This is a genomic window from Bacillus sp. RIT 809 (assembly GCF_016892495.1).
Lineage (GTDB): Bacteria > Bacillota > Bacilli > Bacillales > Bacillaceae_G > Bacillus_A > Bacillus_A cereus_U.
Genome location: NZ_JAFEMR010000006.1, coordinates 191,294 through 215,892 on the forward strand (window position 1 = coordinate 191,294; position 24,599 = coordinate 215,892).

Here is a 24,599-nt window from a genome sequence, read left to right on the forward strand (position 1 = left end):
AAGTAGAATGAAACCATTCTTTCCAGAGAGCTTCGGTAGCTGAGAAGAAGCAAGAATATTCATTTGAACAATGGCCTTTGAGCTTCGTCCTGAACTTATCAAGTGATAATAGTAGGCGGCGACGAGAGTTGGTACTCGTTATCAAAACCACAGTATAAGAGCATATAGCTCCGTACTTGTTAAGGTTAGTTATGTGAATAACTGACGAAATAAGGTGGTATCGCGACTGTTTATCCAGCCCCGCCCTTATCTTTTTTAAGATAAGGGCGGGGCTTTTTATATTTTAAAGGAGGAATATAAGATGAGTATTTTTATTGGAGGCGCTTGGCCGTATGCAAATGGTTCGTTACATCTTGGACATATTGCTAGTTTATTACCAGGAGATATTTTAGCGCGTTATTATCGGGCTAAAGGTGAGAATGTGTTGTATGTTTCAGGAAGTGATTGTAATGGAACACCGATTGCAATTAGAGCAAAGCAAGAAGGGGTTACAGTAAAGAAAATAGCTGATCAATATCATGAAGAATTCGAGCGATGTTTTCATAATCTTGGTTTTACGTATGATTGCTATACACGCACAGATAGTGAACATCATCATGAAACGGTTCAAAAAGTCTTTTTGCGACTATTAGAAGAAGGTTATATTTATAAAAAAGTCGTTGAACAAGCTTATTGCGAAACGTGTACGCAATTTTTACCGGATCGATATGTAGAAGGTATTTGTCCGCATTGCTATGAAGCGGCGAGGGGTGATCAATGCGATGCTTGTTCCGCTATTTTAGATCCACTCGATTTGTTAGAAAAGAAATGTAAGTTATGCGGTAGTACGCCATCAGTACAGGAAACAGAGCATTTCTATTTTGCATTGCATAAATTTCAACAACAAATTAAAGAGGCTGTAGAAATTGCAAAGCAGAAAGGAACATGGCGCGACAATGCAATTCAATTAACAGAGAGATATTTAAAGGAAGGATTACAAGATAGGGCAGTATCACGTGATTTACCAATTGGGGTACCAATTCCGGTGAAAGGATATGAAGATAAGAAAATTTACGTATGGATTGAAGCGGTGACAGGATATTATTCAGCGAGTAAACACTGGGCTGAAGAAACAGAGAAAGCTGATCAAGAGTTTTGGGATAGAGATGCGAAAACATATTATGTACATGGTAAGGATAATATTCCGTTTCATTCAATCATTTGGCCAGCGGTATTACTTGGAATAGGAGAAGAAGCGATCCCGCGTCATATCGTTTCGAATGAGTATTTAACAGTAGAAAAAAGAAAGTTATCGACAAGTAAAAACTGGGCAGTATGGGTACCTGATATATTGGAACGCTATAATCCAGATTCTATTCGTTACTTTTTAACAGTAAATGCACCAGAAAATCGTGATACTGATTTTTCATGGCGTGAATTCATTTACAGTCATAATAGTGAACTATTAGGCGCATACGGGAACTTTGTGAACCGGACGTTGAAGTTCATTGAAAAATATTATGATGGCATTGTGCCAAAAGCAAATATTAATATAGAGCTGAGAGATAAGATAGAAGGATTATATAAAAGTGTAGGAGAGGCGATTGAACAAACTAAATTTAAGGTGGCACTAGAAACAATATTTGATGCAGTACGCTTTGCAAATAAATACTTTGATGAAAAGCAGCCTTGGAAACAAAGAGAAGAGGACCCAGTTCCATGTGAGGAAACAATTTATAATTGTGTTTACCTGATAGCAAACTTTGCACAACTGCTTGAACCATTTTTACCGTTTTCAAGTGAAAGCGTTAGAAATACATTATCGAGTGTTAAAGTAAATTGGGAACCTCAAAATACGTTGCCAAACCGAATTGATAATGTGCAGCCATTATTTGAGCGAATCGATGTAAAACAAATTGAACATGAGGTAGAGAAGTTATATGGAGCGGTAAAGTGAAATATAAGGAAAAGACCTTTCAAATAAATGAAAGGTCTTTTGTTATGCTGTATAACCCTCTTTCTTATCTTTTAAAAAGAAAAGCACAGCAAGGATTACGAGAATAATAGCCGCAATATCATATGTTATTTTGAAGGTAGTAATAAAGTTTAACATATCGCAACTTTATTCACATTTATATACAAGTTGATGTTTTCACGCACTACGCACACGATTATGTTTTTTTTCTTTCCTAGCAGTAAGTAGTTGTGGTGTAAAAATACCGAGTAATATAACCACAATCCCAATCCACTGCATTGGCGATACAACTTCATGAACAAGTGTAATAGAAGCGATAATTGCTGTTGGTAATTCAGCTGCACCTAATATTGTACCAAGTCCTGTTCCTACTTTTGGTACCCCAATTGAAAAACAAATGACAGGTATAATAACCCCGAACAGTCCAAGGAAGAAAGCATATTTCCATAGGCCTGCTTGTAAGGTACCATCTGTTAAAAAGGTAGGCGGGAAAAATAAGCATACAATAAGAGTAGCACTCGTTGTCATAAGAAAGCTTTTCGTATAAGGCGGAACATCTGTAGCAACGCGCCCGCTTACAAATACATAGAATGAGAAAGAGACGGCAGCTAATAGCCCAAAGATAATACCTTTCGTCGAAAAGTTTTGTCCAAGTCCTTCAAATACTCCACCAGCAAACAATGTACCAGTAAATAAAATAATAATAGATATAACTTTCTCACGGCTTGGGAATGTTCGATTCGCAATCGCTTCGATGACTACACCAATCCAAGTGAACTGAAAGAGTAAAACGACAGCGATAGAGGCTGGCAATTCTTCTACGGAAATAGCATAGAAAATACCTGTCATGCTCATTGTTGTGCCGACTGTTAGTAACGAAAAGAATTGTTTTTTTGATACTTTATGACGTGAAAAGAACAGAACGAGTAAAAGGAGTCCAATCCATCCGAAGACATATTGTCCTCCTAGTAGTTGGTGTGATGAAAATCCTTCGATGAATCCGAGTTTAAAAATAGTTGAAAGTACGCCGTAGCTACAAGCGCCGAATAAAACTAGTAATGAATACTTAAATTTCTCCATGTGAAAACCTCCTTATATAAAGTGAAACTTTAATCAGTGGGGGTTTTGTTCATCCCCCACTGATTATTAGCCCGCACCAATCGGGCGTTTACTGCCCTCAAATAGCGGGATAAATAAAAAACGCCCGTTATCCTAATAAGGACAACGGGCGAACGAAACAGAGTCAGAGACTCTACAAAATTCCGCCACTCATACGAAGTATGAGTTTGGGGTATGAAATTATAGTAGTAGTTTACATTGCTTTTGGAAAGACAATTGAGCATTTTACACCTTGAGGTGTGTTTTGTATTCCATAAGGAAACTGATGTTTATCTAGTATTTGTTTTACAATATATAATCCAAGACCGCTACCTTGTACTAAACCGTTATTTCCAGGATTAGCGCGATAGAATGGCTCAAATAAATGAGCGAGTTTGTCCTCATCAATTTGTGAACCTGTATTTAATACTTCTAATGCGTAACCGTTCGGTTTTTCATAAAGCTTTATATATACATGCTGATGATCGATTGTATAGTGAATTGCATTTGAAATAATATTAAAAATAGCAGTTTGAATAAATTTAGGATCAGCTAAAATTTGTACGTCTTGTTTAATATTAGATTGAACATTTAATTGCTTTACAGATATAAAATAATCTACTTTCTTCATAACGTCCTCAATGATGTTAGATAGCGAAATAACTTCTAAATTCGGTTTGAATTGAGGATTTTGCATTTTGGATAATTCTGACATCTTTTCCGTTAATACGTTAATATCCTGCATCATCTCGTAGGAACGTTTTAAGTATTTGTCTCTATCTTTGTATGCACCGATTCCGTGAATCATGCCATCTAGTTGGCCCATAACGGCTGCGATAGGTGTTTTTAATTCATGGGATACCATAGACATAAATTCTTTGCGAGATTGTTCTAATTGTTGTTCTTTCTTGAGCTCATTTCGTAAATCTGTATTTGTTTCATGTAGATTCTTCACAATGGTTGGGACTTGTGAAGCGGCTACTTGCAAATTAAAATCTGTTTGATCTGTATTTTTGTTAGGTGATTGTTGATCTGAAAAGTCCAGATTTATAATATCTTTTAAAGTATCACTCATATATTGAAAAGGTTTGGCAATTAGTTTGGCATAAAATAAAGAGCCGAGCAGAGATAATGCAAGCATTGTTGCACCAATATTTGGAGCTAATTGTTGCAAGGCATCTGCTAAACTAGGATTATCATGTGTTTCGTTTGTTTTCTTTGCTGCATTTTGTGTATGTAAGGAATCAGTGTTAGCGGCTATTTGTTCCGCTTTAGTATGTGATTCAGTTTTGTTACTTTCCTCCGAAAGATTTGCTACATTTTCTTTTGCTTTTGTAGTTTGGCTAGGTTGCAAAAGATGATTAATAGCCGTAGAGAGTGTTTTGAAATCTATAATAGATGACTGGAAATTTGAAATGCTACCCTCTGAAACAGCTTTATTCTGTTCTCTTTTATTTTGTTCGTTTTTCGTAACTGAATCCGCATGTTCCACAGTTTGAGTTTCAGGGTTTTTCGCATAACGCCCTTTATCATAGTTTAAAGCTAGAAAATAAATGATTTGATAAAGACAAATTGATAAAAGAACACAAAACAATAGGGTTTTGATGAAAATATTTTTGGTGATGTTATCCTTACTATGCTTCGATTTTGTAGCCAATGCCTTTCACCGTTTTAATATAAGTAATCCCTAATTTTTTCCTTAAATTTTTAATATGTGTATCTATAACTCTTACATCACCATAATGTTCATAGCCCCATACCTTATTTAACAAATCACTTCTTGATAATACTTTTCCTCGATTTTGTAACAACGTATATATAATCTCAAATTCTTTAGTTGTTAGTTCAATTTGATTACCATGAACATAAGCCGCATATGCTGTAGAATTTAACATCAATTCATGGAATTGTAGTATAGTTGCAGTTTCGGCTTCCTTCGTTGTTGTCCTTCTTAATACAGCTTCTACGCGTTTAATAAATACCGTGTAATGGAACGGTTTCGTAATATAGTCATCAATGCCCAACTCAAACCCTTTAATTTCACTCTCCTCATTATGTAAGCCTGTTAACATAATGATTGGTACATCAGACTGTCCTCGCATAATTTTACAAATACTATAACCATCTATATCCGGTAACATTACATCAAGGAGGACAAGGTCGTATGAATTTTTTTGGAAAAGAAGAATTCCCTCCGTTCCAGCACCAACCACATCAACGGTAAAATTTTGGGCAGTTAAAAATTCACGAATAAGTTCTTGTATATCTGGGTTGTCTTCAATCACCAGTATATGCGTCATAGTAACACCTCCTAAGTAACGCTTTTTACTGCAATATTCGAATTCATCATTTTTCGGGTGACTCAAGTTGTATATACATATAATAAGCCCCCGCTATAAAATAATCATAAAAGTAGCAAGGGGAGTTGTTTTTTGGAACTGAATATTTCAGTATCACAGTAGTTCTATTATAGTATGCAGTGTGAAATTTATAAAATATTATAACTGTATAATTTTAATATCTATGTTTATTAATGTTTTTATGCTATTTAATGCAGTCTACTCTCATTATATATGCAAGTAGAGTTGTTTAGCTACTGTAAATGAATAAATAAAATAAGCCAAGATATAAAATTCTTGGCTACATGTAAATCTTGTTCATAGGTTATTTTACAGTGACAGTGGCACGTTCTTGAATACGTTCAAATAACCAATGTATATCATTGTTATACATGCGAATACAGCCAAGTGTTGTAGCTTTGCCAATCGCTTGATTGTTGTTAGTCCCATGAATCGCATACGTTGTTCCGTATGTTCCTGCCATATTTAATCCGAGCCAACGGTCACCAAGTGGATTACGTGGATCGCCGCCTTTAATATGTCCTGTATAATAAGGACGGTTTTTAATTTTATTTACCACTTGAAAAGTACCTTTAGGTGTAGGTGTTGCTGTTTTGCCAGTAGCGACAGTGAAGCTTTTTATAAACTTTCCATTTTGATAGAAATCCATTTTATTTAATTTCGTGTCAACGATAAGCTGTTCGTTAGTTGAAGCTGCTTCCGCAGACATATATGGAACAGTTAAAAAACCTAACGATAACATTATAGTTACTAGTAATTTTTTCATTGATATTCTCCTTTTACTATTTTAGTAGTATTACATGCAATGAATTTGTAATCCTCGTAATGCTTGATGTACGTTTTCATTTAGTGATTCAAAAAAAGTGGTGATTTTTGTATTATGTTTGTTGTTTTTATCAATGAGCAATCTTTCATTTAGTAAAAGCTCACCGTGTAGTCCGAAGCTCTGTACTTGAATGTTCATTTCATCTTCTGTTTCAGAAATGATTGGTAAGAAATAATGAAACGCTTTCGTTGGAATGATATAACTTTTTCCAATCATGCTTTCTTGATTAGAATTAGTCCATTTTTTCGTGACAATTTTAATATTCTTTTTAGAAACGACAAAAGATAGCGTTGTGGATTTTGTTAAACTTACGTCAAATTCATTTGTTTCACATATGTGTAAATTAAAAATCGTTTCATTTGGATGAGATTCAATATTGGTATTAATAAAATCGTGCATTTTATAAGCTTCCATTCTTATTCTCCCTTTTTTCATTTTCAGAAAGCGATTTATATTTATTCAATTTAATGTTTAGGTAATATAGTAGTAAAAGTTTTCAACAAATTCCGATATAATCTTACAATACATATATGAAGCTAATATGAAGTTAGTATGAGTTTGTTATGGTTTTTTATAGAGAACAAAATGAGGCGATTTTCGAGTGCTGAAAACTGGATAAAATTTGTATATTAATGACTCTAGCCATTGTAATAGATAGGTGTCATCCCGTTTTAAAACGATAACTTATATAATTAAATAAAGAACAGAAAACTTTAGCATGAGCCTTACAAAAATGTAATAAAAATGTAAGCTATTGTGATAGTTATTTCGACAATTTTTTTATACAATAATAGTAACAAGTTGTACGTGGATGAAAGGGGAGATGACATGGAATGGGTTCATGAATTATTTCAGCAATACGGGTATTATGTAGTACTTGTAGGTTTGCTGTTAGAATATATTGCACTTCCGTTTCCGGGAGAGCCAACATTAGCATATGCGGGATTTTTAGCACAGAAGGGTGATCTAAGTTTACCTATTTTAATTATCCTATCCTTTATTGGGACAAGTGTAGGAATGACAATCCAATACTTTTTAGGGAATAAGCTTGGTATGCCTTTTGTTCAAAAATACGGGAAGTACGTATTTTTAACACAAAGAAAAATTGATTTAACGAGAATGTGGTTCGATAAGTATGGATATTTCCTTATCTTTATTGGTTTCTTCATTCCTGGTGTACGTCATTTTACAGGATACTTTGCAGGTATCATTAACTTACCGTTTCGCCGCTTTGCGATTACAATTTATTCAGGTGCTCTGTTTTGGGTATCATTCTTCTTAATCGGTGGTTATTGGTTAGGTGGAAACTTACAGGATATTTTTGGGGTGCTAGAAGGTCATATCGGTAAAATTATCTTTGGAGTTATCGTGATCGTAGCAATTACGCTAGGCATTCGTTTCCGCAAACAGTTAAAACGAGTACTGTTACAAAACGCAAGTTAATATGGAATCCATTCTATGTCAGATTTAAGGGAGGCAGTGCAAAAGCACTGCCTTTTTTATTGTATTTTCCAGTTTGCTTTTATTTTTCCCTCGATACCGTAACCGGTCACTACTATATAATATGTTCCCGTTTTACTAGGTGAAAGTTCGTACGTATCGTTGCTTAGTATGGACATAGGTTCATATTTATCCCGCTATTTGCCGGGCAGTAAGACTCCCACCTCAAAATTCAGCTGAAGCAAAGAAGTTAGGTAGGAGTCGGGCTGCCCGTAAAAGCCCGATTGGTGAGGGCTAATAATCAGTGGGGGATGAACAAAACCCCCACTGATTAAAGTTTCACTTTATTAAATTCACTAGAAAAGCCAGTGCTATAACCTTGGTAGGTGCTATTTTCAGTAATAAGGAAGTTTACGTTGACCTCAATTATGTAGTTCTTAAAAATTATTATATACGTTATGTCTAGTATAATATATATCCATTTTTGACATGTATCTACGTCAAAATGACAATGATAATTGACATTCGAAAGGATATTATTTACAATTTTAATTAAATAAATGAAAAAGAGGTAAAGCATGAAGCTTCAAAATAGAGTGAGGGAATTTAGAGCAAAGCATCGTTTATCACAAGGTGAGTTAGGTAAAGCGATCGGCTCATCAAGGCAAACCATTAGTTTAATTGAGCGCGGAGATTATGCGCCGTCTATTGTGTTATCGCTAAAAATTGCACAAATTTTTGGAGAGCCAGTGGAGGAGATATTTATGTTAGTGGAGGGGGAAGATGGAGATGAAGAGTAAGGGAAATGGGAAAATGACGGCTATATTGAAGTTGTTAGTAGGAGCAGTATGCGGCGGGTTTATAGGGTATGTAGTAGGGGATATTGCAACAGCGGGTACTAGCAAAATATCTCCTGTTATTAGCGTTGTTATGATGAGTGTATTTGGCGTAGCGATTATATATTATATTTGGAAGCGTACAAGAGCGCTCGCACAAACGAAAGATGAAGAAGAAAATGTTAAGGGACGAAGATTAGGGATAGCGCTTATTTATTTTCGAGTAATGGAAATTGTTATTCCATCATGGTTTGTTTGCTCAGTTATCGCTTTTTATAGAACGTATACAAGTGAGGGGAACTTGCTCTTTGTTAGTGTAAGTATTGTGGTATCTACAGTGTGCTTTATTGCTATAACTTGGTTAGGATCTGTAATGAGGAAAAGGTATAACGCTCTATATCCAGAACAGAGTGTTACGTATTCTCAGTCAATGGAAATGTGGGCAAAGAATGCAGATGAAGGGCAAAAGCAAATTGTTCATGAAGCGGGATATAAGGCATATCAATATACAAATATGACACTTGCTTGTGCGTGGTTGGCGGCGACTGCGTATGCACTTTTAGATGGAAAAGACTTCTTTATGGTCATTATGATTTCGTTCGTTTGGGTATTACATGTTGGGACATATATGTACGAAATGCATAAAAAAATGATTTATTAAGGGGAGAAAAACGGTGGACATTTTAAGAAGACCTGCTTTTTCATTATTAGTTGCCTTCATTTGCTCCGCTTTATACGGATTCATTCGAATAGAAAAAGTACAGCAAATTATAGAAATATGGACCTTTTTCGGGATTGCATTGCTAGTGTTAGCTATTCATGAATTAGGGCATGTAATATGTGGTTTGATAGTCGGTTTGAAATTTAAGTTTATGACAGTAGGGCCTATTACTGTTCAAAAAGAAAAGGGAAAAATACGAATTCGAGAAAATAAAATATGGATGTATGTTGGTGGCGTCGCAATGTTAGTACCGCCTTCCACATACACACCGAACCTTTCGAAAAAATGGGCATGGATGACTTTAAGCGGACCATTAACGAGTTTCGTATTTGGCATTGTATCAGGTTACATATATATGGTGAGTTATTACCACATGCTTTTATACTTTTCTGTTTTACACCTTGCAATCTTTGTCGTCACAGCAATTCCAATAAAGGGAACGCTACTAAGCGATGGCATGCAATTTCTCATTTTAATTAAAGATGATGAAAAGGCTAGAGAGCATTTATACACGATTCAAGTATCGAGTGAGTTATTTAGTTACAAAAGACCGGAAGATTGGGATGAGAGATTAATAGAACTTAGTGAGGGAAAATTAAAAGAGGATAAAAGTATAAGCGAGATAATGAGTGGACTTATGCTTGTCTTTTATGCCCGAGCTGATCAAGAGGGAATGGAAAAAGCGATAGTGCATTTAGAGAAAATTGTGCAGTTACCTGTGACAAAAGAGAATAAATATTTTGTTGGTAGTTTTCATAGTTGGTATCTTTTATATAGAGTACTGTATCAAAAGGAAGGTCTTTCTCTGCAAGAAGCGAAGAATCATGCAAAGGCCATTACAAGGCTAGACTTACATGGGTATTACCGCGCACAAGGAATTATCAAATATTTAGAGCAAGACATAGAAGCATTCCATATTTATATGAAGAAAGCAGATAAAGAGTTGAAGACCGCTGAGAAGAGTGAATTGGGATATTTAAAACTGGAGAGAGAATGGTTTGAGCGGTTGAAGGAGAGGGTATCTTACGATGGGTGAGGTATCCTCTTTTCTATATGTAATCTTCTGCCGTTCCATAAAAAGTTCGGGGCGAGTAAAATGAGGTAAGAAGAGCAAAGCTTGGAGGAATTATATATGGAAATTTTAGCGATTATTTTGTTAGTCTTGCTCATTTATGTAATTTTTAAAGTGACGTATGTAGCATTGAAAATACTTGCGATCCTGTTAGTTATCTTTTTAATCGTGGAGTTCGGTAGTAAGTTGCTTGGGGGATAGGGTATGTTGCACGTTTTGATTGTCGAAGGATGTCGTTAAATCGATATCCTGTGTCGAAACGTCGATATAATGAAAAAATCGCCGATATAATTGGAGAAACGGTGGATATAATCGAGGAATCGCTGATATATTTCGATAAATACAAAGCGGGGTATGCAAGCGTGGAGAATAGCAAACAAAAAAGCTGGAAGAGTATCTTCCAGCTTAAGAATTGCTTTCAATTTGTTGACCATTTTCTTCTTCGTGGTCTTGTAGTAGGTTGAATACGTCTGCTAGGCAGAATGCGATAAACCAAGTCCATAGACCGTGGAAGAAAGCTGAGCTTAATTGAAGTGGTAATGTATAGTTTGTCATTGAGTAGGAAATACATCCACCAACGATTCCGATCATTGTTAATAACATTGTTTTTTGAGAATTTTCTTCTGGATTGAAGAGGAAGAAAATGTATCCGCCTAAAATTGAAGCGCTTACAAGGGTTTCGATTCCATTAAAAATGATATTCTCTCCAAGCTGAGTGTTTGTCCAGAAACAGATTGCACCGCCGACGATGGCAAATAGGACAGCTAGTGTGTATCGTATATGTTGATTCATATGTTCATCTCCTTATGTAATAAGATGATTTGGAAGTCAAAAAGGTAGGTATAGTATATTGAAGTGAATTTTAGTTGTACGTATCTTTTTATAAAAAGATCAGTGAAGAATAACTAAGATGAACGGCTTTTGGAAAACCGTTACGTGTATGGTGTCTGAAATATACCCGACTGCTCGTTTCTTTTTGCTTATAAAAATAAGAGAAACTTCCAAGTCTATATACTCTTTTTTGTAAGTCTGCTTTCATTATAACACATTTAGGGGCACAATTATAGAATTATCTGATTTTGTAATAAGTGTAAAAAATAAAAAGCGCAAGGAATTGTAGTTCCTTGCGCTTTTTTATATACGTTTGAAACGGCCGACAATTTCAACTGTTTCAGTAATGTTCATAAATGCTTTATTATCCACTTGGCGGATAATACGTTTCATTTCGCCCAACTCGTAGCGAGTTACGACAGTGTAAATCATTTTTTTCTTATGGTTTGTATAGCCGCCGACAGCATCTACCATTGTCACCCCACGTATGCCGTGATGTAATAGTGAGCTTTTTATTTCCTCACCTTTTTCTGTAATTGTCATTATCGTTAATTTAATATGTTTTGTATGCACGGCATCAATTACTTTGCTGACTACAAACCGACTAATTAACGTATAAAGCGTAATATCCCATCCGAAAATAAATCCTGCTGCAACAAGTAAGATTAAGTTGAATCCAAAGATGATTGCTCCAATTGAAACATCGCGATGTTTTGCTACAATCAATCCAACGACATCAAAACCACCTGTTGAAGAAGCAAATCGGAATATGATTCCTGAGGCAGCACCGCAGATGACACCACCGAATACAGAAGAAAGTAAAATATCGTCTGAGACTTGGTGTACTGGGATAATGTTCATCGCTAAAGATGATACAGCTACAAAGTATGCCGTTAAAAAGGTTGTCTTCTTTCCTAAGTAAAAGTGACTTAAAATAAGAAGCGGAATGTTTAGTAAAAAGATAAGTGCTCCGATATTGTAGTGCATTAAATAACCGATAATCATCCCTACACCAGCGAACCCACCGCTAATCATATTATGCGGGATAAAAAACATATTCATAGAAATTGCATACAAAATAGAAGCTATAAAAATAACAACTAACTGTATCATAAATTCTAAGTGAAATGTTTTAGCTGCTGGGAAGGATAAAAAGGCGGTGTCGGGAACGTAATCGGCGTCTCCTAGTTGACCCATAGTATGTTTCATCTCCATATTCATTTTTGATTACAAGAAGAGAATAAAGCTTTTTTCAAAAACTGGCAATAGTTTTATTATAATACAAAAATTTTATAAATTTCTAACAAATTAAACCTATTCAAAGATACGTGTGAATATACTAAAGAAAGCGAATACATTAGTTTTCCAGCATAATTTTTTGAGAAAATATGCAAAAAAACTTTTGAGAACAAAAGGAAATAGAGAATGTTTGTGGAATGTGCTAAAATGACTTTATTAAGGATGTGAAGCGATGGAATTTTTATTGCAGGATGCAATTATATATATATCGTTTGTAACGACGGCGCTTTGTTTATTAGAAGTCTTTTTTCTTGCTAACGTTTCTCGCTTTGTGCGTCAGCAAGCATCGAACGGTAGACAGAGAGCGTTTAAACTAGTTGATACGTGTGAAGAGGGTACAAGAAATGTACCGCTATTTTCTATTTTTTATAAATATGGAATGATTCGTTCTGTCCGCAGACAAGAATCGAGTGGAGAGAGTGACGAGGTAGGTCCGTATACACCAATGTTTCGCTAATTAATTACGAAACATTGGAGGAATGAACATGTTAAAATCATACCGAGCTAGGCTCATTAGTTTATCATTATTACTTGTTTTTGTTTTATCTGGCTGCAGTAATGCAGGTACAATTGATTCACATAGTACGGGGATTTGGAACCATTATTTCGTATATCCAATCTCATTTATGATTCAATTTGTTGCTCATCATATACCTGGAGCTAGCTTCGGGATTGCAATCATTATCATTACGCTTGTTGTTCGTTCAGCGATGATTCCATTAGCTGTTTCGCAATATCGTAGCCAAGCGAAAATGAAAAAAATGCAACCTGAATTACAGAAGCTGAAACAGAAATACGGTGATGTGGGTAAAGATCTTGAAAAACAAAAGCAGTATCAAAAAGAAATGTCAGAACTAATGAAATCAGGCGGTTGGAATCCGTTAGCTGGGTGCTGGCCAATCTTTATACAAATGCCGATTTTCTCTGCTTTGTATTATGCGATTAGCCGAACTGAAGAGATTCGTACATCTTCATTTTTATGGGTGAACCTAGGACATGCAGATCCATATCATATATTACCGATTATCGCAGCGTTAACAACATTTATTCAAATGAAGGTGTTCCAATCAAATATAACGCCTGGAGAGCAAGTACAAATGCTGAAAATACAGCAAATTATGATGCCAGCAATGATTTTGTTTATGGGTATTGCCGCACCGTCAGGACTTGTGCTGTATTGGATTACAGGTAATTTATTTACAATGACACAAACAATTGTGTTAAGAAAAGTAATGGAACGTGAAGAAGTACAATTACAAAATGCTTAGAAAAACGCCGCTCGTGATGAGCGGTGTTTTTTTATTTACATCGTTAAGGAAATTTTAAGAAACCAACATTACTATAGGCATTGTATACGAAAGTGTACATGCTTTAGAAATGTGAAGGAGGAAATTTCCTATGAAGAAGAAAACAGTTGGGTATTTAGCAATTGCAGGTGCTTTATCATTTGGAATTATAGGAGGAATTGGTGTACCAGCATTTGCGGCAACGAATACTCCAGCAGCGGATCAATCTACAAAAACGGCGAAAAAAGATTTAGATGCCGCTACAAAACAAAAAGTAAAAACGATTATGGATGATACAAAGAAACAATTAGAGGAACTAGGTGTGAAATTCCCAGAGAAGGGTGATCGCAAGGAAATGTTTGCGGGATTAGATGATCAGGCGAAAGAAAAAGCGAAGTCGATTTTAGAGCAAGGGAAGTCTGGAACATTAACTCGTGAGCAAGTGAAAGAGAAATTGAAAGAGTTAGGCGTAAACCTTCCAGAGAAAGGTAAGCACAAGGACATGTTTGCAAACTTAGATGAGGCGACGAAAGAAAAAGCGAAATCGATTTTAGAGCAAGGGAAGTCTGGAACATTAACTCGTGAGCAAGTGAAAGAGAAATTGAAAGAGTTAGGCGTAAACCTTCCAGAGAAAGGTAAGCACAAGGACATGTTTGCAAACTTAGATGAGGCGACGAAAGAAAAAGCGAAATCGATTTTAGAGCAAGGGAAGTCTGGAACATTAACTCGTGAGCAAGTGAAAGAGAAATTGAAAGAGTTAGGCGTAAACCTTCCAGAGAAAGGTAAGCACAAGGACATGTTTGCAAACTTAGATGAGGCGACGAAAGAAAAAGCGAAGTCGATTTTAGAGCAAGAAAAATCCGGAGCATTAACACGTGAGCAAGTGAAAGAGAAATTGAAAGAGTTAGGCGTAAACCTTCCCGAGAAAGGGAAGCATGAAGACATCTTTACGGGATTAGATGAAGCGACAAAAGAAAAAGCGAAAGCGATTCTAGAAAATGAAAAGAAACAATTAGAGGAATTGAATGTTGATTTGCCACATCATAAATTTTTCATGAAAAAAGATGATAAATAATTGAACTATGCCGTATCTTTCGTGTGGGCAACCGAGGGATATGATACATGCGAGGACCGATTTCTGTAAGCAGAAATCGGTCCCTTTTAATGATTCATTGAAATCTTTTTCATTGTTAGTATGTATCCAAAGATGCAGTAGAAGATTGCAAAACCAACAAACACTTCAGTATATTGGTATTTACCTAATATATAGAAGGAAGCGGCTGGTATAATGGCTACTGCTAAAATACTGTAACTAGGATACTTATATCGATACATAATAGCGAATATAAAAGAAAGAACCGTAGCGATGATACAAAAAATAGCAATCATTATTAGTACACCTCCTATATGAATCATACCATTTTTAGGGAATTAGAGAAATATGGTAACTTCTGTTATAATATAAGGAGAGAAATATTTCTTATGTTATATAAAAAAATATATTGATTTTTTCTAACAATTCAATATAATGGGAAATAACTACAAAATTCGACATCAAGAAGTGATGATGAGGATATGATCAATTTTTTACGATTCTCAGAGAGGGAGGCCTTTGGCTGTGAGCTTCCTAATACGGGAAAATCGATTACCACCTCTGAACTGCAGCAGTGAACGGATATCTAGTAATTGCTTGCCGGCAAAAACCGTTATTTAGACTTGAGAAATTGGTGAAGTGTGTCACTTTACTAATTGAAACAAGGGTGGAACCACGAATACAACACTCGTCCCTTTTTTAGGGAGGAGTGTTTTTTTATTTCATTTTTGCATCACACTAGAATTGGAAGGAGGATACGCAGCATGCATCATGATGAGAAAAACAAAATTGGTTTAACAGTGGCACTTTCTATCGTAGTAGGAACTATTATTGGGTCTGGTGTGTTTATGAAACCAGGGAGCGTATTAGATTACTCAGGGAGTTCTAATATGGCTATTTTTGCTTGGGTAATTGGCGGTCTGTTGACGTTAGCAAGTGGTTTAACAGTAGCCGAAATTGGAGCGCAAATTCCGAAAAATGGTGGGTTGTATACGTATTTAGAGGAGATTTACGGAAGTTTTTGGGGGTATTTATCTGGCTGGATGCAAACGATTGTTTATGGACCAGCTATTATTGGAACGTTAGGTTTGTATTTTAGTTCTTTAATGATTAATTTTTTCTATTTAGATAAAGTATGGAATTTACCAATCGCAATTGGAACGGTTGTGTTTCTAGGCGTTATAAATAGTATGGGAACAAAATATGGAGGTATCGTCCAAACGGTTACGACAGTTGGGAAGATGATTCCAATTATATTAATTGTTGTGCTAGGATTTTGGAAAGGGAATAGTGATATCTTCAACGTAGTTGTACCGATATCAGAAAATCAAAGTATCGGGATGGCAATTTTAGCAACTTTATTTGCTTATGATGGTTGGATTTTACTCGCTTCTATTGGCGGAGAAATGAAGAACCCAACAAAGTTATTACCGAAGGCAATGACAGTTGGTATTTTAATTGTAACTGCTGCTTACGTATTAATTAACTTAGCGTTATTAAATGTATTACCAGCAACGAAAATTGTGGACCTTGGAGAAAATGCAACAGCGACAGCTGCAGGCATGTTACTTGGAGAATATGGCGGGAAAATTATTAGTATTGGTATTATCATTTCTATTTTCGGCTGTTTAAATGGAAAGATTTTAACGTTCCCACGTATTCCGATGTCGATGGCAGAGCGTGGACACCTTCCGTTTTCTAAGTTTATCGCAAAGGCACACGAGAAGTTTAAAACACCAGCGAATGCGATTACTGTTGAAATCATATTAGGAATTATTTTAATGCTTATTAGTGATCCGAATAAGCTATCTGAGATTTCCGTATTCATTATTTATATTTTCTATGTAATGACGTTTATTGGTGTCTTCATTTTAAGAAAGCGTAACAAGGATAAAGAGCGTGCATATAGTGTACCGTTATTCCCGATTGTACCAATCGTTGCGATTTTAGGATCGTTATTTGTACTTGGAAGTGCGATTATTAACGACCCGGTAAGTTGCTTCTTATCAATTGGAATTGTATTTACAGGACTTCCGGTGTATTGGTATTTAAATAAGAAGAAAGAAACTGGAGTTTAATGATTGAAGGCAGGCGTATAATACGCCTGCTTTTTTGCTGTGAAAAAATTGTACTTGCGTCCACTTTCTCTTTTGGTTACTATAATAGTAGTAACCAAAAGAGAAAGTGTGGGGAAAGACTTGAATTTTCGTGTATATATTTTAGCTATTGCGGCTTTTGTAGTCGGAACGGTTGAGCTAATTATAGGAGGAACGCTTGATTTAGTTGCCAATGATTTAGATGTGTCGATTAGTGCAGCTGGTCAGCTTATTACAATATTTTCAGTAGTATTCGCTCTATCAGGGCCAGTTTTATTAGCATTAACAGGCAAGTTTGAAAGAAAGAAATTGTATGTTGTGGCATTATCAATTTTCTTAATTGGAAATATCATTTCGGCATTTAGTGTGAATTACGGAATGTTAATGTTCTCGAGAGTAATTTGTGCAGCGAGTGGATCGCTTATTATTGCACTATCGGTAACACTTGCTTCTAGTGTAGTAGAGCCGCATTTTCGTGCGCGTGCAATTGGAATCATTTTCATGGGTATTAGTGGATCACTCGTACTTGGAGTACCGCTCGGTCTTGTATTAGGAAATGCATACGGATGGCGTGCACCATTTGTATTAATTTCAATATTAACTGTTATGGCGATTGCGTGTATTTCATTATTCTTAACGAAAGTACCACCGACATCGGTATTATCAATAAGAGAACAAATCGCTACGTTAAAGGATAAAAAAATTGTAAGTGCACAGTTAACATCATTTTTATTTTTAACAGGTCATTTAACGCTATACGCATATTTAACGCCGTTTTTAAAAGATGTGATGCATGTTGAAGCAAACTGGATTAGTGTGTTTTACTTCATTTTCGGAATTGCAGCGGTACTTGGAGGTGGCCTTGGCGGCTGGCTTGCGGATAAATGGGGATCGCAGAAAAGTATTATTTCCATCATTATCGTATTTGCATGTGCAATCTTTATGTTGCCGATGATGACATTCTCATTCCCGCTCTTTATTATTATGATGGGACTGTGGAGTATGCTGAGCTGGGCGATTTCACCAGCGCAGCAAAACTATTTAATTGAAATTGCACCAGAATCAGCTGGTATTCAGCAAGGTTTAAATAACTCTGCACTTCATTTAGGGATTGCACTCGGTTCAACGGTGGGCGGAGTTGTTATTGAAAAATCATCTGTTATATATAACGCTTGGGTAGGCGGCGTTTTCATTATATTGGCACTGCTTTGTGCGATTTTCTCTATTACGAGAGGACGCTCGAATCAGCTTACGAAAGAAGAATCTATCGTTTGATAGGTTCTTTTTTTGTGTAAAAAATTGCAGGGGTTAGTAGAGAAATGAAGAAGGAAGTATATAGCGAGGTGATAGTATATGGATTATTCAATTATTGGTTTTATATTCACAGTACTTCCGTTATTTGTGATTGTTTTTGTATTTAGATGGGTTCGTTTCCTCTATCAAAATTCAGAGAAACAAGTGGAGCAAAACGAGAAAATTATTGAGCTGTTGATGCAGATAAAGGAGCAAAAAAAATCGTGAAATGACCGTTCTGTATTTACAAATCAAAACCATCCGAAAAACCAACTACATAAAATTGAATTAGCGAAGGCATAAAAAAGACCTGTACCAAAAGAGTATGTAAAACTCCTTTTGGTACAGATTTTTTCATGTGAGAAATTACTATAGGAATGTATTAATACCTCAATTTCATCAACAAACTCTTAATTTCCTCATCTTCCATAAAGAGATCATGGTGCTTCTCTGTAATCTTCGCAAGTGCAACGTCATGATAGAAGAACTCCGTAAAGAACTTCACGAAAGGTTGTGACATTGTTTTCATCGCTTGCCATGATTCTTGCTCTACACCAGCAAATAAAATTTCGCGGTCGTCAACGATGAGTAGTAAATAACGCTCTAATGCGTTAGGTTCTTCAGTTGGGATTAGAAAATGCATGTTTTCTAACTCTGTTTTTACTTTTCCAACTATGAGGGACTCGACTTGGACGCCTTGTTTTGCTTTTTGTTCTAGTAAAGGAAGATATTCTAAAAGGGTATCATTCCATGCGGAGATGCGTATGGATTCTTTCGCATCTTCTACAAGTTGCCTACTTTGTACTTTAATAGAAGACTGCATTTTTAAACTCCAAACGCGGTCATCTGTAAATGACTTTTTAGAAATATTATTTTCAAGTTCTTTAATATTAGATTGGAATTCTGTCGTTAACTTTTCAATTGCTAGCTTGAGTGGTAATGCTGTATACAATTTTTTCTTTTCAGAAACAGAATCCATCACCATCCCTTTATCAATGAGTCGTGCTAACACTTCGTATATTTTTGCTTTTGGAACACCTGAATGTTTAACGATAGTCGTTGCATCTAATGGGTCATTGCTTGATACGACAACTTCATAAGCTTGGCTTTCATATTGTGAGAAACCGAATTTTTGTAGCATAGTTCCCTCCGAACGAATGAGATTATATGTTAAGGATAATGAACTATTTGTTTTTACACAAGTGTCGAGATAATAACTAAGCTGATTGAAATGAGAATAAATTTCAATTTTTTAAACTATATGGATTGAGCTTTCTAATTTATCTATTATACTTAATATAGTGATTAATACAATTAAATTCATCGAGAAGGGGATGCTTGAGGGAAGATGTTGAGAAGTTTACGTTTAAAAATTGCGGTAGTATTTTCGGTGCTTATTTCTATGATGTTTGTAATATTAGGTACAGCTGTGTATCAATTGCAAAAAGAGAAAGAAACGCACTCCTTAGACCAGTATTCTGAAAATACGATGGATCTTGTGACAGAGCAGTTAACTGCATTTATGCAGCGAATTGAAGAAGATATGGGGCATTATGGAACTCATGATGATATTCAAAACATGCTACAAGATGGGGTTACTCCAGAAGAGGAGAGTTTTATTTTAAAGGAATTTTCAAGGTTTAAAAAGAATCATCCTGATATTTTAGATGTCTACATAGGGACGAAAGATAAAAAAACGTTGAGCGCAAATCTTGCTGATGGGGGAAAAGTACCTGAAGGATATGATCCAACAAGTCGTCCGTGGTATAAAACATCCGAAGCAGATACAAAATCGATTATTTGGGGACAACCACAATATGAAATCGCGACAGGTAAGTTAAGTATTGGAGTTTCAAAAGCCATTGTCGGGCAAGATGGTTCTGTGTTAGGTGTTGTAGCAATGGATGTATCGCTAGGAACGATTCAGAAGTTGCTCCATAATATTCAATATAATAATGGCGGAGAAATGTTTATTGTAAATGATAAAAATATTGCCATTGTGTACCCGGAGAAAGTAGGAAAAGATGTTTCGAAAGAACCACTTGTTAAAAGCTTAAATAAAGATGAAACGAAATTTGCGGCGGCGACATTAGGCGGAAAAGATGTAGTAGCTTATAGTCAATTGTTTGATAAGATGAAATGGAAAATCGGGATTGTATATCCGAAAGAGTCCATTGATAACTTACTAATAGAAACAAGAAATACGGTTATTTTAACGGCGTGTATAAGTTTATTAATTGGAATAGTTGCATCATATATATTCTCAAGAAGATTAGCAAGACCATTACAACTATTAACAAATCACGTTCAAAAAGTAGCGGAAGGTGATTTAACACTACAAATGAAGGTGACAAGTAAAGATGAGGTTGGTACGCTTACGAATCACTTTAATGATATGGTTGAGCAAATGAATGAAATGGTAAGTAAAATTAAAAATAGTGTATCGACAGTACAGCAATCGACTCACAATCTGCATTATTTAACGAATGAAACTGTAGCAGCTAGTAGAGAAGTTTCAGGTGCAATGGATGATGTGAGCGGAGGCGCGTCTACTCTTGCTAATAGTGTAGAGGAGGTTTCAGCGCAACTTGAAAATATGGCGCAGTCGATGGAAGAAATGAATAGTTCCGTTGGTGAAATAAAGGGAGTGACTGGCAAGGCGGAAGAAGCATCTAAGCAGGGACTCAATACGATGCGGAATTTAGTTCGTACAAGAGAACAATCATCTTCTATCGTTGTTCATACGGAAGAAGCATCAGGTAAGTTAGAGCAAAGGGTTGGATCGATTCAAAATGTGGTGGAACTTATAAAAGGTCTTTCGGATCAAACGAATTTACTGGCTTTAAACGCTTCAATTGAAGCAGCACGTGCAGGTGAGCAAGGTAAGGGCTTTGCTGTTGTTGCGGAAGAGGTTCGAAAATTAGCTGAACAATCAAAAGAGGCAACGAGTGAGATTGCAATAATGATTAGCGATGTGCAGTTAGAAGTAAAACGAGTTGTAGAAGTTGTAAGTAAATTGAAAGACATTGCGGATGTACAAAAAAAAGTTACGACAGAGGCAGAGGCTGAATTCCGCACAATTATGTCAGTTGTAAGCACAATTAGTACATCAGTTGGAAAAATTGTAGAAGAGGTAAATAACATAGGTCACGAGCAAGAAGAAATTACAGAAGTTATGCAAACAATTGCTAGCACGAGTCAAGAGAGTGCGGCTGTTTCTGAAGAGGTAAATGCAGCAACTGAGTCACAAGTGAATCATTTAGAAAAAGTAGCTCATACGATGGAAAGTTTGACAGGGAATATGCAGGACTTAGAAAGATTGGTTGAGCAGTTTAAAGTAGAAGAGTAACGTATTAGTAAAATGATGAGGATTTCGGTAAAATAGATAATGGATATATAAGAAGCAGTTATAGGAGGAAGATTATTATGGCAATTGTTGATGTATCGATTATTCCAGTAGGAACAGGTAATCCAAGTGTTAGTGAATATGTAGCAGAAGTACAAAAGGTGCTAGAGAAAAATGCTGATCGCGTGAAGTATCAATTAACACCGATGAATACAGTAATTGAAGGAGATCTTCCTGTCATTTTAGAAGTCATTCAACAAATGCATGAAGTTCCATATACGAAAGGTGCACAGCGCGTTGCGACAACAATTCGTATCGATGATCGTCGTGATAAAGTAAGCACGATGGAGAAGAAATTAAACTCTGTTCGATCAAAATTATAAGAAGAAGCAGCGATTTTCGCTGCTTTTTTCATATAGGAGGAAAATAAGATGAGTGAAAAGTTTAATGAGCAGTTTGATGGCTTGCTAGAGAAATACACGGAACTATTACTTGGAGAGAGCAACGAAGAGCGTAAAGAGCAGGTACAGAAATGGGCACTTTATTCTTATATGGCTAAGACGATGCCAGCTTTAGTGAAACATTGGAATGAGACGTATCCAGATGCAAAAGAAGAGATGGTACAGTTAATTACGAATATTAAAAAGCTGAATGATGAGAAGCGAAATGAGAAGTAAGAAGGCTTGAGATAATGTTACCTCAAGTTTTTGCTATTAATATCCTCATATAATTTACATGAAATATAAATGGTTTTGTGAGCATGTCGAATATTTTCGGCATGCTCATTTTTTCCCTAGTAAACCCGTTTTTTCTGAATGTCGAAAAATATTTTATTCATATTTGCAAACGAGAATATAGGGTTTTAAATGTTTTGATAGTATTTTATAAATTATCTAAATAATTATTTGTATCAAATAATTTTAAACAGTGATATAATTTCGAAGAGGGGTAAAAAACAGATAAATTATAGTCATAGGGGTGAATTACATGGAACAATTAATGCGAAATTCGTTTCTTTTCTTATCTAAAAATAAAGCGCTAACAAAACTGGCTAAAAAGTACGGTTTACGCTTTGGTGCAGGTCGCTTCGTCGCAGGGGAAACGATTGAATTAGCGACAGCTGCAATTAAAGCATTAAATAAGCAAGGTCTTTGTGTAACAATCGATTATTTAGGTGAATTCGTTGATAACGAAGCGGAAGCAAATGAAATGGCTAGCGAATCGATTGAAGCGATTCGTGCAATTGGAAGAGAAGGTCTTAATTCGCAGCTTTCTTTAAAGATGACTTCTATGGGATTAGATATCTCTGACGAAATCGTAATGAACAATATGCGCCGTATTTTAGAAGCTGGAAAAGAAAATGGTGTGTTTATTACAATTGATATGGAAGACTATACGCGCTGCGGGAAAACAATTGATATCTTTAAACAATTAAAATCTGAATACGATAATATTGGTACTGTTATTCAAGCTTACTTATATCGTACAGAAAAGGATATGGAAGATTTAAACGCTTATAATCCTAATTTACGTCTTGTAAAAGGGGCCTATAAAGAACCTGAAGAAGTAGCGTTCCCGGAAAAGAAAGATGTAGATGACAATTATAAAAAGATTATTAAAATGCACTTATTAAATGGAAATTACACTGCAATTGCTTCACATGACGAAGCGATTATTGAATATACGAAACAACTTGCCGAAGAACACAACATTCCAAGGGATCAATTTGAATTCCAAATGTTATTTGGTATTCGTACAGAGCGTCAACTTGAGCTAGTAAAAGAAGGCTACAAAATGCGCGTTTACGTACCTTATGGAAACGACTGGTATGGCTATTTCATGCGTCGTCTAGCAGAACGTCCAGCAAACGTTGCGTTCGTATTAAAAGGTATGATCAAAAAATAACCAAGGAGAAAATACTCCTTGGTTATTTTAATTGCTGAAATGCGTAGTTTGCCATTTTCTTCGTATCAGGGTATAGCTGTGTACGAGTAGAAGATAACACGACGTTAATGACGCGTTTACCGTCTTTTTCATCAACTGTTACGACTGTGTATTTTCCGAGTGCTGATAAACCGCTTTTACTTCCAATCGCATATGGATCGTCATATAGTTCTTCTCGTCCATAGTTTGCAATTTTTGGAGAGCGCTCTGAAGTATGTAGAGTAGTACGTGTTGAGTTCATATAATCTAAAACAATTGGATACTTTAATGCTTCTTTCGTAATAATAGCAATGTCATAAGGTGATACTTTATTTCCAAGTGCATCAGCACCACTTGCGTTTTTGAAAGTCGCATGCTTTGTACCAAGTTCCTTCGCTCTAGCATTCATCATTTTCACAAACTCTTCTTTTGATCCCGCAATATGTTCAGCGATTGACTCAGCGATTGGGTCTGCACTAATAATAAGCATAAGTTTTAATGCCTCATCACGTTTTAACTTTTCACCCGCGCGAAGCTTAATCTTCTTACTTTGACTTTCCGTTTTAATCGCATTCGCTGTAACCGTAATTTCTTCATCTTCTTTTACATTCTCTAGTAAGAGTAAGGTAGTCATCATTTTCCCTATACTAGCGGGATAAGAGCGTTCATCTTCCCGTTTTCCATACAAAGTTTCACCTGTGTCTGCATCGATTGTAATCCCGTATTGCCCAGTAATACTAGGTTGATCTGCTTTTACAGCTTGTTGTCTGTGAGCATAAGAGAAGAAAATCATCCCTGTAAATAGTGTGGCGATCATTACAATCATAATTACTGTTCGTTTCATCGTCGTTCCCTCTTTTGTTTTCCATATGTACAAATAAATTGGGCAGAAAAAGCAGCCATTAATCATTATGCCACGTTCTCTGCCCAAAAATATAGCGTTATTTTTCGCCCATATTATGCTTCTTATATTGTTGGTTATTGCTTTGACGCCCTTTTTCAACACCGTGATTATGCGGACCTGCATTTCCAGTTACACTTGCTGCGCTAATTCCAGCTTTTGAAGGGTTCTTCTTAAGTTTTGCCATATATATTCCTCCAGTTTCGTCAGATTATAAAAAAGGA

At 35.9% G+C, this 24,599-nt stretch carries 27 protein-coding genes and 2 other annotated features (1 of these 29 cut by a window edge); of the genes, 16 read left to right on the forward strand and 11 right to left on the reverse strand.

The window, feature by feature from the left end:
• Positions 1-251 (forward strand) — a binding site (T-box leader); it begins 20 nt to the left of the window's first position.
• Between the two features lie 50 nt (positions 252-301).
• Positions 302-1,936 carry a methionine--tRNA ligase gene (gene metG / locus JTF23_RS09355; protein WP_204208582.1) on the forward strand — a complete coding sequence of 545 codons (1,635 nt, stop codon included), beginning with the start codon at positions 302-304 and terminating at the stop codon, positions 1,934-1,936.
• A 195-nt stretch (positions 1,937-2,131) separates the two neighbouring features.
• Here the strand turns inward: metG and JTF23_RS09360 are convergent, their stop codons facing one another.
• The 5 genes from JTF23_RS09360 to JTF23_RS09380 all read right to left on the reverse strand — a co-directional run bounded on the left by JTF23_RS09360 (position 2,132) and on the right by JTF23_RS09380 (position 6,652).
• Positions 2,132-3,034, reverse strand: a complete 903-nt coding sequence (locus JTF23_RS09360; protein WP_131229902.1) for an EamA family transporter — start codon at positions 3,032-3,034, stop codon at positions 2,132-2,134.
• A gap of 232 nt (positions 3,035-3,266) precedes the next feature.
• A complete protein-coding gene (locus tag JTF23_RS09365; RefSeq protein WP_002159963.1) occupies positions 3,267-4,709 on the reverse strand; it encodes a sensor histidine kinase in 1,443 nt (480 codons plus the stop codon).
• Positions 4,687-5,352, reverse strand: a complete 666-nt coding sequence (locus tag JTF23_RS09370) for a response regulator transcription factor (RefSeq protein WP_002159964.1) — start codon at positions 5,350-5,352, stop codon at positions 4,687-4,689. The genes JTF23_RS09365 and JTF23_RS09370 overlap by 23 nt, the downstream gene beginning before the upstream one ends.
• Positions 5,353-5,716: 364 nt before the next feature.
• Entirely contained in the window at positions 5,717-6,178 is a 462-nt protein-coding gene (locus tag JTF23_RS09375) for a L,D-transpeptidase (RefSeq protein WP_002112718.1), read from the reverse strand.
• A 30-nt stretch (positions 6,179-6,208) separates the two neighbouring features.
• On the reverse strand, positions 6,209-6,652 hold the full coding sequence (locus tag JTF23_RS09380) for a DUF3978 family protein (RefSeq protein WP_002112717.1): 444 nt from the start codon (positions 6,650-6,652) through the stop codon (positions 6,209-6,211).
• A gap of 414 nt (positions 6,653-7,066) precedes the next feature.
• Here JTF23_RS09380 and JTF23_RS09385 point away from each other — a divergent pair, with 414 nt between their 5' ends.
• The 5 genes from JTF23_RS09385 to JTF23_RS09405 all read left to right on the forward strand — a co-directional run bounded on the left by JTF23_RS09385 (position 7,067) and on the right by JTF23_RS09405 (position 10,508).
• Positions 7,067-7,681: a DedA family protein gene (locus JTF23_RS09385; RefSeq protein WP_002159967.1), complete on the forward strand. Its 615-nt coding sequence runs from the start codon at positions 7,067-7,069 to the stop codon at positions 7,679-7,681.
• A 575-nt stretch (positions 7,682-8,256) separates the two neighbouring features.
• Positions 8,257-8,478 (forward strand): helix-turn-helix transcriptional regulator, encoded by a 222-nt coding sequence (locus JTF23_RS09390; protein WP_204208583.1) that lies wholly within the window; start codon positions 8,257-8,259, stop codon positions 8,476-8,478.
• Positions 8,462-9,175: a DUF3169 family protein gene (locus tag JTF23_RS09395; RefSeq protein ID WP_204208584.1), complete on the forward strand. Its 714-nt coding sequence runs from the start codon at positions 8,462-8,464 to the stop codon at positions 9,173-9,175. The genes JTF23_RS09390 and JTF23_RS09395 overlap by 17 nt, the downstream gene beginning before the upstream one ends.
• A 13-nt stretch (positions 9,176-9,188) precedes the next feature.
• A complete protein-coding gene (locus tag JTF23_RS09400; protein WP_204208585.1) occupies positions 9,189-10,271 on the forward strand; it encodes a M50 family metallopeptidase in 1,083 nt (360 codons plus the stop codon).
• Between the two features lie 96 nt (positions 10,272-10,367).
• Positions 10,368-10,508, forward strand: coding sequence for a DUF3985 family protein (locus tag JTF23_RS09405; RefSeq protein WP_002159971.1), 141 nt, complete (start codon positions 10,368-10,370; stop codon positions 10,506-10,508).
• A gap of 204 nt (positions 10,509-10,712) precedes the next feature.
• On the opposite strand, the gene JTF23_RS09410 is transcribed toward JTF23_RS09405, so the two are convergent.
• The gene (locus JTF23_RS09410; RefSeq protein WP_204208586.1) at positions 10,713-11,099 is read right to left on the reverse strand and encodes a DUF3938 domain-containing protein; all 387 of its coding nucleotides are present in this window, start codon (positions 11,097-11,099) and stop codon (positions 10,713-10,715) included.
• Positions 11,100-11,441: 342 nt separating this feature from the next.
• The gene (locus JTF23_RS09415; RefSeq protein WP_002145016.1) at positions 11,442-12,335 is read right to left on the reverse strand and encodes a YitT family protein; all 894 of its coding nucleotides are present in this window, start codon (positions 12,333-12,335) and stop codon (positions 11,442-11,444) included.
• A gap of 274 nt (positions 12,336-12,609) precedes the next feature.
• On the opposite strand from JTF23_RS09415, the gene JTF23_RS09420 reads away from it, so the two are divergent.
• From JTF23_RS09420 to JTF23_RS09430, 3 genes are all read left to right on the forward strand, one after another.
• Complete coding sequence (locus JTF23_RS09420; protein ID WP_204208587.1) at positions 12,610-12,894, forward strand: hypothetical protein; 285 nt, start codon at positions 12,610-12,612, stop codon at positions 12,892-12,894.
• Between the two features lie 28 nt (positions 12,895-12,922).
• Complete coding sequence (locus tag JTF23_RS09425) at positions 12,923-13,705, forward strand: membrane protein insertase YidC (protein ID WP_002112707.1); 783 nt, start codon at positions 12,923-12,925, stop codon at positions 13,703-13,705.
• A 130-nt stretch (positions 13,706-13,835) separates the two neighbouring features.
• Entirely contained in the window at positions 13,836-14,798 is a 963-nt protein-coding gene (locus tag JTF23_RS09430) for an FIVAR domain-containing protein (RefSeq protein WP_204208589.1), read from the forward strand.
• An 86-nt stretch (positions 14,799-14,884) separates the two neighbouring features.
• Here JTF23_RS09430 and JTF23_RS09435 read toward each other — a convergent pair whose 3' ends face one another.
• Positions 14,885-15,112, reverse strand: a complete 228-nt coding sequence (locus JTF23_RS09435; protein ID WP_002159974.1) for a hypothetical protein — start codon at positions 15,110-15,112, stop codon at positions 14,885-14,887.
• A 166-nt stretch (positions 15,113-15,278) separates the two neighbouring features.
• Positions 15,279-15,515, forward strand: a binding site (T-box leader).
• 65 nt (positions 15,516-15,580) lie between these two features.
• On the opposite strand from JTF23_RS09435, the gene JTF23_RS09440 reads away from it, so the two are divergent.
• The 3 genes from JTF23_RS09440 to JTF23_RS09450 all read left to right on the forward strand — a co-directional run bounded on the left by JTF23_RS09440 (position 15,581) and on the right by JTF23_RS09450 (position 18,433).
• Complete coding sequence (locus tag JTF23_RS09440) at positions 15,581-16,894, forward strand: APC family permease (RefSeq protein ID WP_204208590.1); 1,314 nt, start codon at positions 15,581-15,583, stop codon at positions 16,892-16,894.
• Between the two features lie 48 nt (positions 16,895-16,942).
• Positions 16,943-18,187 carry an MFS transporter gene (locus tag JTF23_RS09445; protein ID WP_204208592.1) on the forward strand — a complete coding sequence of 415 codons (1,245 nt, stop codon included), beginning with the start codon at positions 16,943-16,945 and terminating at the stop codon, positions 18,185-18,187.
• Between the two features lie 78 nt (positions 18,188-18,265).
• Positions 18,266-18,433: a hypothetical protein gene (locus JTF23_RS09450; RefSeq protein WP_204208594.1), complete on the forward strand. Its 168-nt coding sequence runs from the start codon at positions 18,266-18,268 to the stop codon at positions 18,431-18,433.
• A gap of 154 nt (positions 18,434-18,587) precedes the next feature.
• Here JTF23_RS09450 and JTF23_RS09455 read toward each other — a convergent pair whose 3' ends face one another.
• Positions 18,588-19,346, reverse strand: a complete 759-nt coding sequence (locus JTF23_RS09455) for a TrmB family transcriptional regulator (RefSeq protein WP_204208596.1) — start codon at positions 19,344-19,346, stop codon at positions 18,588-18,590.
• A 207-nt stretch (positions 19,347-19,553) separates the two neighbouring features.
• On the opposite strand from JTF23_RS09455, the gene JTF23_RS09460 reads away from it, so the two are divergent.
• The 4 genes from JTF23_RS09460 to JTF23_RS09475 all read left to right on the forward strand — a co-directional run bounded on the left by JTF23_RS09460 (position 19,554) and on the right by JTF23_RS09475 (position 23,456).
• Positions 19,554-21,554 (forward strand): methyl-accepting chemotaxis protein, encoded by a 2,001-nt coding sequence (locus JTF23_RS09460; protein WP_204208597.1) that lies wholly within the window; start codon positions 19,554-19,556, stop codon positions 21,552-21,554.
• A gap of 77 nt (positions 21,555-21,631) precedes the next feature.
• Positions 21,632-21,934 (forward strand): MTH1187 family thiamine-binding protein, encoded by a 303-nt coding sequence (locus tag JTF23_RS09465; RefSeq protein WP_001018862.1) that lies wholly within the window; start codon positions 21,632-21,634, stop codon positions 21,932-21,934.
• 48 nt (positions 21,935-21,982) lie between these two features.
• Positions 21,983-22,228, forward strand: a complete 246-nt coding sequence (locus tag JTF23_RS09470) for a YusU family protein (RefSeq protein WP_001290599.1) — start codon at positions 21,983-21,985, stop codon at positions 22,226-22,228.
• 310 nt (positions 22,229-22,538) lie between these two features.
• The gene (locus tag JTF23_RS09475; protein ID WP_088079630.1) at positions 22,539-23,456 is read left to right on the forward strand and encodes a proline dehydrogenase family protein; all 918 of its coding nucleotides are present in this window, start codon (positions 22,539-22,541) and stop codon (positions 23,454-23,456) included.
• Positions 23,457-23,478: 22 nt separating this feature from the next.
• Here the strand turns inward: JTF23_RS09475 and JTF23_RS09480 are convergent, their stop codons facing one another.
• On the reverse strand, positions 23,479-24,318 hold the full coding sequence (locus JTF23_RS09480) for a D-alanyl-D-alanine carboxypeptidase family protein (protein ID WP_204208598.1): 840 nt from the start codon (positions 24,316-24,318) through the stop codon (positions 23,479-23,481).
• A gap of 97 nt (positions 24,319-24,415) precedes the next feature.
• Positions 24,416-24,562, reverse strand: a complete 147-nt coding sequence (locus JTF23_RS09485; protein WP_002034611.1) for a YuzL family protein — start codon at positions 24,560-24,562, stop codon at positions 24,416-24,418.
• Between the last annotated feature and the right edge of the window lie 37 nt (positions 24,563-24,599).

What these genes read in the sequence shown, in the direction of transcription:
- metG (WP_204208582.1), top strand. Translation starts at nt 302, where the DNA reads ATGAGTATTTTTATTGGAGGCGCTTGGCCGTATGCAAATGGTTCGTTA.
- JTF23_RS09360 (WP_131229902.1), bottom strand. Translation starts at nt 3,034, where the DNA reads ATGGAGAAATTTAAGTATTCATTACTAGTTTTATTCGGCGCTTGTAGC.
- JTF23_RS09370 (WP_002159964.1), bottom strand. Translation starts at nt 5,352, where the DNA reads ATGACGCATATACTGGTGATTGAAGACAACCCAGATATACAAGAACTT.
- JTF23_RS09375 (WP_002112718.1), bottom strand. Translation starts at nt 6,178, where the DNA reads ATGAAAAAATTACTAGTAACTATAATGTTATCGTTAGGTTTTTTAACT.
- JTF23_RS09380 (WP_002112717.1), bottom strand. Translation starts at nt 6,652, where the DNA reads ATGGAAGCTTATAAAATGCACGATTTTATTAATACCAATATTGAATCT.
- JTF23_RS09385 (WP_002159967.1), top strand. Translation starts at nt 7,067, where the DNA reads ATGGAATGGGTTCATGAATTATTTCAGCAATACGGGTATTATGTAGTA.
- JTF23_RS09390 (WP_204208583.1), top strand. Translation starts at nt 8,257, where the DNA reads ATGAAGCTTCAAAATAGAGTGAGGGAATTTAGAGCAAAGCATCGTTTA.
- JTF23_RS09395 (WP_204208584.1), top strand. Translation starts at nt 8,462, where the DNA reads ATGGAGATGAAGAGTAAGGGAAATGGGAAAATGACGGCTATATTGAAG.
- JTF23_RS09405 (WP_002159971.1), top strand. Translation starts at nt 10,368, where the DNA reads ATGGAAATTTTAGCGATTATTTTGTTAGTCTTGCTCATTTATGTAATT.
- JTF23_RS09410 (WP_204208586.1), bottom strand. Translation starts at nt 11,099, where the DNA reads ATGAATCAACATATACGATACACACTAGCTGTCCTATTTGCCATCGTC.
- JTF23_RS09415 (WP_002145016.1), bottom strand. Translation starts at nt 12,335, where the DNA reads ATGGGTCAACTAGGAGACGCCGATTACGTTCCCGACACCGCCTTTTTA.
- JTF23_RS09420 (WP_204208587.1), top strand. Translation starts at nt 12,610, where the DNA reads ATGGAATTTTTATTGCAGGATGCAATTATATATATATCGTTTGTAACG.
- JTF23_RS09425 (WP_002112707.1), top strand. Translation starts at nt 12,923, where the DNA reads ATGTTAAAATCATACCGAGCTAGGCTCATTAGTTTATCATTATTACTT.
- JTF23_RS09430 (WP_204208589.1), top strand. Translation starts at nt 13,836, where the DNA reads ATGAAGAAGAAAACAGTTGGGTATTTAGCAATTGCAGGTGCTTTATCA.
- JTF23_RS09435 (WP_002159974.1), bottom strand. Translation starts at nt 15,112, where the DNA reads ATGATTGCTATTTTTTGTATCATCGCTACGGTTCTTTCTTTTATATTC.
- JTF23_RS09440 (WP_204208590.1), top strand. Translation starts at nt 15,581, where the DNA reads ATGCATCATGATGAGAAAAACAAAATTGGTTTAACAGTGGCACTTTCT.
- JTF23_RS09450 (WP_204208594.1), top strand. Translation starts at nt 18,266, where the DNA reads ATGGATTATTCAATTATTGGTTTTATATTCACAGTACTTCCGTTATTT.
- JTF23_RS09455 (WP_204208596.1), bottom strand. Translation starts at nt 19,346, where the DNA reads ATGCTACAAAAATTCGGTTTCTCACAATATGAAAGCCAAGCTTATGAA.
- JTF23_RS09460 (WP_204208597.1), top strand. Translation starts at nt 19,554, where the DNA reads ATGTTGAGAAGTTTACGTTTAAAAATTGCGGTAGTATTTTCGGTGCTT.
- JTF23_RS09465 (WP_001018862.1), top strand. Translation starts at nt 21,632, where the DNA reads ATGGCAATTGTTGATGTATCGATTATTCCAGTAGGAACAGGTAATCCA.
- JTF23_RS09470 (WP_001290599.1), top strand. Translation starts at nt 21,983, where the DNA reads ATGAGTGAAAAGTTTAATGAGCAGTTTGATGGCTTGCTAGAGAAATAC.
- JTF23_RS09475 (WP_088079630.1), top strand. Translation starts at nt 22,539, where the DNA reads ATGGAACAATTAATGCGAAATTCGTTTCTTTTCTTATCTAAAAATAAA.
- JTF23_RS09480 (WP_204208598.1), bottom strand. Translation starts at nt 24,318, where the DNA reads ATGAAACGAACAGTAATTATGATTGTAATGATCGCCACACTATTTACA.
- JTF23_RS09485 (WP_002034611.1), bottom strand. Translation starts at nt 24,562, where the DNA reads ATGGCAAAACTTAAGAAGAACCCTTCAAAAGCTGGAATTAGCGCAGCA.